Origin of the sequence: Pseudonocardia charpentierae, assembly GCF_031845345.1 — a bacterium.
GTDB lineage: Bacteria > Actinomycetota > Actinomycetes > Mycobacteriales > Pseudonocardiaceae > Pseudonocardia > Pseudonocardia charpentierae.
Window position 1 is genome coordinate 171,079 of record NZ_JAVREJ010000016.1, and the last position, 8,218, is coordinate 179,296.

At 69.3% G+C, this 8,218-nt stretch carries 8 protein-coding genes and 1 pseudogene; 5 read left to right on the forward strand and 4 right to left on the reverse strand.

The genetic code is table 11. From position 1 onward, the window contains the following. Position 1: 1 nt before the first annotated feature. A complete protein-coding gene (locus RM445_RS21730) occupies positions 2-1,225 on the reverse strand; it encodes a metal-dependent hydrolase family protein (RefSeq protein WP_311558658.1) in 1,224 nt (407 codons plus the stop codon). A 39-nt stretch (positions 1,226-1,264) separates the two neighbouring features. Next, positions 1,265-2,670 (reverse strand): annotated as a pseudogene (locus tag RM445_RS21740) (MFS transporter). A 67-nt stretch (positions 2,671-2,737) separates the two neighbouring features. Here RM445_RS21740 and RM445_RS21745 point away from each other — a divergent pair. Next, positions 2,738-3,445 carry a sulfite exporter TauE/SafE family protein gene (locus RM445_RS21745; protein WP_311558659.1) on the forward strand — a complete coding sequence of 236 codons (708 nt, stop codon included), beginning with the start codon at positions 2,738-2,740 and terminating at the stop codon, positions 3,443-3,445. Positions 3,446-3,450: 5 nt separating this feature from the next. Here RM445_RS21745 and RM445_RS21750 read toward each other — a convergent pair whose 3' ends face one another. Continuing rightward, entirely contained in the window at positions 3,451-4,335 is an 885-nt protein-coding gene (locus tag RM445_RS21750; protein ID WP_311558660.1) for a pyridoxal-phosphate dependent enzyme, read from the reverse strand. Positions 4,336-4,509: 174 nt separating this feature from the next. On the opposite strand from RM445_RS21750, the gene RM445_RS21755 reads away from it, so the two are divergent. From RM445_RS21755 to RM445_RS21765, 3 genes are read left to right on the forward strand one after another with little or no spacing between them, the layout of a single operon-like run. Continuing rightward, complete coding sequence (locus RM445_RS21755; protein WP_311558661.1) at positions 4,510-5,349, forward strand: SH3-like domain-containing protein; 840 nt, start codon at positions 4,510-4,512, stop codon at positions 5,347-5,349. Between the two features lie 10 nt (positions 5,350-5,359). After that, complete coding sequence (scnC, locus tag RM445_RS21760) at positions 5,360-6,067, forward strand: thiocyanate hydrolase subunit gamma (protein WP_311558662.1); 708 nt, start codon at positions 5,360-5,362, stop codon at positions 6,065-6,067. 23 nt (positions 6,068-6,090) lie between these two features. Continuing rightward, positions 6,091-6,417 (forward strand): hypothetical protein, encoded by a 327-nt coding sequence (locus RM445_RS21765; protein ID WP_311558663.1) that lies wholly within the window; start codon positions 6,091-6,093, stop codon positions 6,415-6,417. A 2-nt stretch (positions 6,418-6,419) separates the two neighbouring features. Here RM445_RS21765 and RM445_RS21770 read toward each other — a convergent pair whose 3' ends face one another. Then, positions 6,420-7,907 carry an MFS transporter gene (locus tag RM445_RS21770; RefSeq protein ID WP_311558664.1) on the reverse strand — a complete coding sequence of 496 codons (1,488 nt, stop codon included), beginning with the start codon at positions 7,905-7,907 and terminating at the stop codon, positions 6,420-6,422. On the opposite strand from RM445_RS21770, the gene RM445_RS21775 reads away from it, so the two are divergent. Next, entirely contained in the window at positions 7,906-8,193 is a 288-nt protein-coding gene (locus RM445_RS21775; protein ID WP_311558665.1) for a hypothetical protein, read from the forward strand. The two genes, RM445_RS21770 and RM445_RS21775, sit on opposite strands and share 2 nt — an antisense overlap. Positions 8,194-8,218 lie beyond the last annotated feature (25 nt).

Below are 8,218 nucleotides of genomic sequence, written 5' to 3' on the forward strand. Positions count from 1 at the left end.
ATCACCTCCGGTCGACCACGACGGCACCGTCCTGCACGACCGCGCGCAGGTGATCGCCGGGTTCGGCGAGGACGGTGAGGTCGGCGAGCGGGTCGCCGTCGAGAAGCAGCATGTCGGCCCGGGTACCGGGCAGGAGTGCGCCGATCTCTCCGCTCGTGTCGAGCAGGTCGGCGGCCACCACGGTGGCCGACCTGATGACGTCGGCCGGTGCCTGGACCTGACCGCGGATGCTGAACTCGCGCGACTGGTGCCGGTGCATGCCGCCGAGCAGGTCCGAGCCGTAGGCGATCTTGACCCCACCGGCGTGTGCCCGCTCCAGTGCCCGGATCCCCGCGTCGAGGACCGCGTCCACCTTCTCCCAGCTCGACGCGGGCAGCCCGTAGGAGATGCCTTCCTCCTTGAGGGCCCAGTAGGTCACCAGTGTCGGGACGAGGAAGGCGTCGTGCTTGCGGAACAGCGCCACGCTCTCGTCGTCGATGAGGTTGCCGTGCTCGATCGACCGGACGCCCGCGCGCAGGGCCTTGTTGACAGCGCGGGCGGAGTACGCGTGGGCGGCGACGTAACGGTTGGCGGCCCGGGCCTCCTCGACCACTGCGACGAGCTCGGCGTCGGAGTACTGGGTGGAGTCGATCCGGTCGGTGGGTGACGCGACGCCGCCCGACGCCATCACCTTGATGTGGTGGGCGCCCTTCCGCAGCTCGTCACGGGCGGCCCTGCGGACCGCGTCGACCCCGTCGGCGATGCGGCCGAGGCCGGCGCAGTAGTCGGTGTCCTCCATCGCCGTCTGACCGGGCCCGCGCCCGTCGCCGTGCCCGCCGGTCTGGCTCAGTGCCTTGCCGCAGAACGCGATCCGCGGTCCGGCCAGCAGGCCTTCGCGCTGCGCCCTCGCCAGCCCGAAGTCCGCGCCGGAGGCGTCGCGCACGGTGGTGAAGCCCCGGTGCAGCATGTCGCGCAGGATGGTTGCCGCGTGCGCGGTGACGTAGCTGACCGGCCAGGTGCCCAGCCCGGACAGGTCGGCGGTGGCCGCGGTGACGTGCACGTGGGCGTCGATCAGGCCCGGCATGACGACCAGCCCTGCGGCGGCGATCACCTCGGCGCCGTGGGGAGCGCGGACGTCCGTCCCGACCTCGACGATCCTCCCGTCCACGGCGAGGACGTCGTGCTCGTTCAGTTCCCCGGCGGCGACGTCCAGCACGTGGCCGCCGCGGACGAGCATGCTGGTCATCGCGACATCATGCCCATCACGAGGTCGTCCCCGCGAGCATCACGGCACGTCGGGCGACGCGGCCGCGTCCAGCCCCCGCCGCTCGCTGAGCTCCTCCAGCGACTGCTGCCGTCGAGAGGCCGAACACCAGCACGACGGCGACCCCGACCAGGAGGACGGCCGTGGTCATCGTGAACACGCCGGCGAAACCGAGCGCGGCCGCGAAGAACCCGATGATCGCCGGTGCTGTGATGCTGCCGATGCGCCCGAAGGCGCTGGACATCCCGGTGGCGGTGCTGCGCACCCACGTCGGGAACACCTCCGGCGTGTAGGCGTACAGGCCCGCGTACACGCCGTTGAGGAAGAACGACAGCAGCGCTCCGCTCGTGACGATGGTGGGCGACGTGTCGCTCTGACTGAGCAGGAACGCGCTGATCGCCGAACCGACGAGGTAGATCGCGATCGTCCGCCGCCGGTCGAGCTTCTCGTTGCACCCACGCGGCCGAGAAGTACCCGGGGACCTGCGCGAGATAGATGATGATCGAGAACGAGAAGCTGGTGGTCACGGTCAGGCCGCGGTTGATCAGCAGGGTCGGGATCCAGGAGAAGAACCCGTAGTAGGAGAACGTGATCACGAACCACAGCACCCACACCACCGCGGTGCGCCGGGCCATCGAGGGGCTCCACATGAACCTGACCGCGGCCAGTGGGCCCGCCGGGCTCGACGGGGCCGTCGCCGCGATCGGCTCCGGGGCCGCCGCCGGCGGCGGGACGGGGGGCAGCGCGGTGCCCAGGGACGCCTCCGCGCGTCGCTCGAAGTCGGCGACGACCTGCTCCGCCTCCGCCGTCCGCCCGCGGAGCAGCAGGTAGCGGGGCGACTCCGGCAGGGACCGGCGCCACCACAGGACCATGAGCACCGGGACGGCCGTGACGACCTGGGCCCACCGCCAACCCGAGTCGGACAGCGGGACCACGAAGCGGCCGATCAGGGCCGCGCCGACGAACCCGAAGGAGAAGAAGCCGGCCAGGGCGCCGAGGAACCAGCCGCGCCGGGCGGGAGGCACGAACTCCGCGAGGAACGGGGCGTTGATCGCGCTCTCGGCTCCCGTGCCCAGGCCGGCGAGCACGCGGGCGCCGACGAACACCGGGTAGTTCGGAGCGGCCGCGGCGACGAGCGTGAAGACGCAGTAGAAGATCAACGCGTAGAGCATGACGCTGCGGCGCCCGATCCGGTTGCCGAGGATGCCGGCGATCACCGCGCCGAAGAGGAACCCGAAGGGCGTGGCGGAGCCGATGATGCCGAGCTGGGCCGCGCTCAGCCCCCACTCGGTCTTCACCGAGGGGAGGAGGAACGCGACGATGGCCGCGTCCATCCCGTCGAAGGTGTAGCCCAGCCCACCCATCACCAACAACAGGTAGTGCGGCCGCGACAGCGGAATCCGGTCCAGGCGATCCAGCAGACTCATCGCGTCTCCCCGCCACGAGGGTCCGCAGTTTTCCACACGAGCGTTGATCTCGGCAGGTCGTGATCGCATGAGCATGTACGTGGTGATCGGTCTGACGGTGCTGATCGCCGCATTCGTCCAGGGGGCTACCGGGCTCGGCTTCGCCCTGATCTCCGGCCCGGTCGTCGGCATGGTCGCGCCGCGCCTGCTGCCGGTCTTCCTGCTGATCCAGATGATCCCGCTCAACGCCTACGTGACCTGGCGGGAACGTCACGCGGTGGACGGCGTGGGCACCAGCTGGATCAGTCTCGGCCGGTTCGTGGGGACGTTCGGCGGCCTCGGAGTGCTGTTCCTCGTGACCGAGCAGCAGCTCGGCCTGCTGATCGGCATCTCGACCGTCCTCGCGGTCCTGCTGACCGTGCTCGCGCCCTCGTTCGAGCCGGGCAGAGCGGCATTCCTGGCCGCCGGCCTGGTCACGGGCGTCACCGAGACGTCCACGGGCGTCGGCGGCCCTCCGCTGGCACTGGTGTACCAGCACCGGCCGGCACCGGTGCTGCGCTCGACCGTCGCCGCCTGCTTCCTCATCGGCGAAGTCATCTCGGTCGTGCTTCTCGCGATCACCGACAGCATCAGCCGCGACCAGCTCCGCGTGGCGTTACTCCTGCTGCCGGCGGTGATCGTCGGAGCGGTGCTGAGCCGTCTCGTGCACCACCGGCTCGACGGCAGGGTCATGCGCTACCTCGTCCTGGGCTTCGCCCTGGTCTCGGGCGTCGTCGTCACCGTCCAGGCCTGGTGACCACGTCAGATCTGCGGGTGGCCGAACAGCCCCGGCAGCCCGCCGCTGTGCAGGAAGACCACGCGGTCGCCGTGCGGAGCACTGCCGCTCAGCAACGCCGCCATCGCGCGGCCGGTGTAGGTCGGGTCCAGGTAGATCCCCTCGTCCCTTGCCGTCGTCGCCAGCGCCGCCCGCACGTTCTCGGTGAGGGTGCCGTAGCCCGCGCCCACCTGTGAACCGTCGATGCGCAGGTCGGCCGGGTCGGTGCCGTCCCCGAGCAACCCGCTGACCGTTGCGCGGGGATCGGGCCTGGCCCCGCAGTCCACGCCGATCACGCGCTCGGCGCCCAGCTCGCGCACCAGCCCGGCCATCGTCCCCCCGGAACCGACGGCCACGACGACCTCCGCCGCGTCGATGTCCGGCACCTGGGCGCGCAGCTCGCGGCCGCAGTCGACGTAGCCCTGGACCGACGTGGGGGAGGAGCCGCCGAAGGGGATGACGTGCGCCGACCGCTTCTCGGCCTCGGCCGCCAGCACCTCCTCGCGAGGGCGGCCGTCCGCCCAGACGATCTCCGCGCCGGCGAGCTCGTCGAGCACCAGGTTCCCGCGCCGGTCCTCGACGGGTGGCCCGTCGAGCACCAGCACACAGGAGAGCCCGAGCCGGGCGGCAGCCGCGGCGGTCAGCCGGGCGTGGTTGCTCTGCGGGGCGCCCGAGGTGACGACCGTGTCCGCGCCGGAGGCGAGCGCCTCCGCGCAGGTGTACTGCAACTTGCGGATCTTGTTGCCGCCGCCCCCGAGACCGTTCAGGTCGTCGCGCTTGAACCACAGCTCGGCCAGGCCCAGGCGCGCGGCGAGCCGTGGCGCGGGCTCCAGCGGAGTGGGCCACGTGCCGAGGGAGACGGGTTCGATCATCCCCGCACCGTAGGAGAGCCGAGCGACGACCGCCCTCACCACCGTCGGGCACACATTCGAGTGAACGACATCGGAACCGCCTTCCCCTACGATCAAACAAGATCAACCCGTAGGAAGCACGTAGCCGACCACGCGTCGTCAATGTAGTGGCAGATATCGGCCCGGGGAGGCAACGTGAGCACTGCAGCGGAGCGCGCCGATCAGTTGGATCTCGTCGCCCGATTAAAGTCGGCCTATCCCGAACTTCCCGATGCGCCACCTCCGGATCTGCTCGACCACGATCGTTTCACCGCCTACATGAAGCCGGTGCATGACGTCGGCGGCGAGCCGGACGCGCCGATCAAGTACGAGGACAAGGATTACGAGTATTGGGAGCACATGACGTACGTCATGTGCGAGGTACTTGCCTGGCGCGGAATCTGGTTGTCCGAGGAGCGGCGCCGGATGGGCAACGTCGACGTGGGTCGCGCGGTCTATCTCGGCTTCCCCTACTACGGCCGCTGGCTGCTCTCCGTCGCTCGCGTACTGGTCGAGAAGCACCATATCGGTCTGACGGAACTCGCCGAGAGAATGGCCGAGGTCCAGCAGCGTTATGCGGGCGGCCTCGCCGAAAAGGCCTTGACGGCCGAGCCCAGGTTCGCGGGCGACGGATCGCAGGTCAAGCGGAACAGCCACATCGTCCATGCGGTGGGCAAGGGAGACCCGCAGGTCTACGCCGGTAAAGCCGCCGAGCCGAAGTTCGGGGTCGGCGACGCCGTGACGGTGCGTGAACGGCCGATGCTCTTCTACACCCGCACCCCCGAATACGTGCGCGGCGCGACAGGTGAGATCGCCGTGGTGGCTTACGAAAGTCCCGCACCGGAAGACGAGACCTGGGATCGCCCCGATGCGAAACCCGAGTGGTTCTACGTCGTCAGCTTCGCCATGGCCGATCTGTGGCACGGATACACCGGAGCCGCGACGGACACGCTGCGTACCGAGATCCCCGAGCGCTGGCTCCAGCCCGCCCGTTGAACGGAAAACGATGACCCACGACCACGACCACGACCACGACCGCACCGTCAAGCCGATGGTCGACGAGATCACGGACTTCGAGGTGCTGGAGATCGCCCTGCGCGAACTGTGCATCGAGAAGGGCATCTTCACCGCTGAGGAGCATCGCCGCTTCACCGAGTTCGCCGAGCAGATCGGGCCCACGCCGGCTGCCCGCCTGGTGGCCCGCGCCTGGCTCGACCCCGACTTCAAGGCCCTGGCGATCGCCGAGCCGCTGGCGGCGAGCAAGGAGGTGGGCGTCGACTGGCTCGAGCCCACCGGATTCGGTACGCCCAGCGACTTCACCGCGTTCCAGATCCTGGCCGACACCCCCACGGTGCACCACGTCATCGTCTGCGCGCTGTGTTCGTGCTACCCGCGGCCCATCCTCGGCAACTCGCCCGAGTGGTACCGCACGCCCAACTACCGCCGTCGACTGGTCAGGCATCCCCGCCAGGTGCTGTCCGAATTCGGCCTCTATCTGCCCGAGAGCATCGAGGTCCGCGTTCAGGACTCGAACCAGAAGAACCGCTTCATGGTCATGCCGATGCGCCCGGAAGGCGCCGACGACTGGACCGAGGACCAGCTGACCGAGATCATCACTCGCGACTGCCTGATCGGCGTCGCTCTGCCCCGGGTCGGTGTCACGACGAACATCGTCGTCGACACCCGTCTCGCGATGCATCCGAGTGGTGAATGATGAGCAACACGAGCAGCGACCTCGTGGTGCTGCAGGAGATCGTGGCACGCAATCAGGTGTGGCCGAGGATGGCGGCGAAGTACGGCGTCGAGAACCCGGTCCCGCCGTGGAAGACCAGTCTTGACGGACTCTGTGACGCGATCGACCACGCCGCCTGCGACGCCGACGTCCCGACTTCCACCGACCGTCGAGACGAAGAGGATGCGCTCTCGGCGACGGTCTATTCCGACCTGCCCTACCCCGAGAGCCAACTGGTCTCGCTGGCGCATTCTCTGCTGTCGCGCGGCATCATCACCGAAGACGAACTCGGTCGACGGCTGTCGGTGATCCGGGCCCGCCTCGAGGGCTGACGCTACGTCGCCGGAGGCCGATCGGGTGCGCGGACGGCGACGGTGGTCGCCAGGACGGCCAGCACGAGCACGATCATCACCGGCCACGGCGCCACCGTGGCCTGGGCGATCGTGCCGAGTACCGCTCCCAGGACGGTGGACACCACGGCGGCGAGCGCGGCGGCGAAGCTGATCAACATGGTGCGGCGGTCCTCGGTCGCGAAAGCACTGATCCACGACACGGTGGCGGCGCCGATCGCCGCGCTCGCCAGCGTGGCGAGGAAGAACACCACGCCGTGGACCCACAGCTGTTCCCTGACCGGGATCACCTCGTTGGCGAGGCAGACGATTCCCGCGGCGCTGCTGATCGCGCCGCTCAACACGAGCATGCCGCGCACCCCGCCTCTGCCGAAGACACGACGCCACAGGAACGAGCCGGCCAGCAGGCCCGCAGCCGAGCTGATCACGAGGACGTGCAGGCTGCCCGCCTTGTCGGCGTGCGCCATCGCGGCCCGTAGCGAGAAGAACGTCATGCTCAGACCGATCGGCACGAACACGATCTGGGTGGCCAGGAACAGGCGGTACCAGCTCCGCGTCCGCACCACGGTGACGCCTTCGCGGTAGTCGTCGATGATCCGTGTGGGTGGCCTCAGCGTGCCCGACGTCGTCGGCCCGACGATCGTCGCGGCCACACACGCCGCCGCCATGGCGGCGGCACCCAACCACAGCACGTCGATGCGCCCCTCGACCGGGTCGCGGCCGGACAGCAGTGGAAGGAGCAGCAGAGTCGCGGCGACGGTCAACACCGCACCGACCGCTTCCTGGTTGAGCAGAAGGTGGTTGCGTCGTGCTCTGTCCAGCATTCGCGAAATGATTTCGGCGTAGGCATTGTTCGCCAAGCCCATCGCGCAACCGATCGCCGACGACGCGACGAGAAATACCGGGGCGACAAGCACATCGCGCAGGCCGGCCACGGCGATGCACGAGGTCAGGGCGGCAATCGTCGCGGCGGCCGCCGCGATGACGACGTTCTGGCGACGCCGTGACCGCTCCACGACCAGCGGTGACAGCACATTGCCGGCGATGAAGCCGATGCTGAAGGTGGGATACAGCAGGCCGGCCGCCCAGAAGATGCCTTTCTGGGCCAGCAGGAACGGAAGGACCACCGACACGCTGGCCATCTGCGCACCTACCGAGTAGGACGCGCCGAACGCCAACAACACGTGGTAACGGCTCGCTCCGGACGCCACCGTGCGCGCACCACCCCTTCGCCCCGGGATGGACTGTAATTCGGTGCCGACATCAGCTTGATCGGTATCACTCGATCGGGACTGCCCATGTCGATCGGCGCTGCGGCCTGCTCGTCTGCAGCCGTGAAGTCGCGCGCGACGCCCGTCGCGGTGGCGAGGACCATTAGACCGGGTCTCAGAACTTCTTCTGCACAGCTGGGTGGCATCGTCCTCATGCGGAATCACCGACGCGAGGTTGCTCGAGCTGCGCAACACCTTCATGACCGTGGTGGTTCGCCGCCGACGTCCGGCCTTCCGGCTGGCGATGGCCGGGACCGTCCTGTTCGCGGTGAGCCTGGCCATCTGGATCTCAGTTGTCGCGCCGGCGAACGCGATTCTGGCGCAGTGGGTGCCGGGGCCGATTCCGGACGACTTCGCAGCCGTGCGCCACCGGTGGGAAGCCGGTCACATCGCGATCAGTGCGGTCAAGACCGCTGGCCTGTGCTGTGCACTCGCCGCAGGCCTGTCGCTCGGCCGCTCGCGTGACGGAAGCCGACCGTGGACGTGACGCGTTCGCTGCGCGCCGACGTCCG

Coding starts and splice junctions, on each gene's coding strand:
- RM445_RS21770 (WP_311558664.1), bottom strand. CDS start 7,907: ATGAAGGTGTTGCGCAGCTCGAGCAACCTCGCGTCGGTGATTCCGCAT.
- scnC (WP_311558662.1), top strand. CDS start 5,360: ATGACCCACGACCACGACCACGACCACGACCGCACCGTCAAGCCGATG.
- RM445_RS21745 (WP_311558659.1), top strand. CDS start 2,738: ATGAGCATGTACGTGGTGATCGGTCTGACGGTGCTGATCGCCGCATTC.
- RM445_RS21730 (WP_311558658.1), bottom strand. CDS start 1,225: ATGACCAGCATGCTCGTCCGCGGCGGCCACGTGCTGGACGTCGCCGCC.
- RM445_RS21750 (WP_311558660.1), bottom strand. CDS start 4,335: ATGATCGAACCCGTCTCCCTCGGCACGTGGCCCACTCCGCTGGAGCCC.
- RM445_RS21775 (WP_311558665.1), top strand. CDS start 7,906: ATGACCGTGGTGGTTCGCCGCCGACGTCCGGCCTTCCGGCTGGCGATG.